Annotated in this window: 1 pseudogene; it reads right to left on the bottom strand. The window is 73.8% G+C overall.

Annotated elements, in window-relative coordinates:
- Window positions 1-644: pseudogene (locus AC2W7C_RS18700) on the bottom strand (anthranilate synthase component I); the annotation flags it as partial.

Raw genomic sequence — 644 nt, 5'->3', positions numbered from 1 at the left:
GGGCAGGGGGCGGCGCAAGGTCGCGCTCGAAGGCGTCCAGCCGCGCCTGCGTCCCGGCGAAGGCCTGGGCCGCGTCCAGGCCGCTGTCCGGCCAGGCTGTCGAGATCAGGACGATCTCATGCTTCACCGAATCGAAGATCGCCACCAGCGAGGGCCGCGTCAGGACCGCGTCGGGCAGGTCCAGGGGGTCGGGGTTCGGCTCGCCCAGGGGTTCGAGCAGGCGGACCATGTCGTAGCCGAACACGCCGAACAGGCCGGCGGCCATAGGCGGCAGGTCGTCCGGCAGGTCGCAGCGGGACGACGCCATGAGCTGGCGCAGCGAGGCCAGGGGATCGTCGCCGTCGGCCGCGAAGCGGCCGGCAGCGATAGCCGACCCGCGCGCCACCTCGGGCCTGCGGTCCCGGCAGCGCCAGACGACGTCGGGGTCGCGCGTGATGATGGAATAGCGGCCGTTGACCGCCCCGCCCTCGACCGATTCCAGCAGGAAGGCGTGGGGCCGGCCCCAGCCGACCTTGAGGAAGGCCGAGACCGGGGGTCTCCAGGTCGTCCACCAGCCGGCGGACGACGACCTGGGGCCGGCGGCGGCCGACCCTGCTGGAAGGCGGAGAAGGCGGCTTCGTCCGCCGCCGTCATTGCGCCGGAGC

The sequence above is a fragment of the Brevundimonas sp. CURTG3B2_SDJG genome (assembly GCF_057364705.1).
The sequence above is the reverse complement of the archived record's forward strand: the minus strand, read 5'-3'. Positions and strand labels throughout refer to the sequence as shown.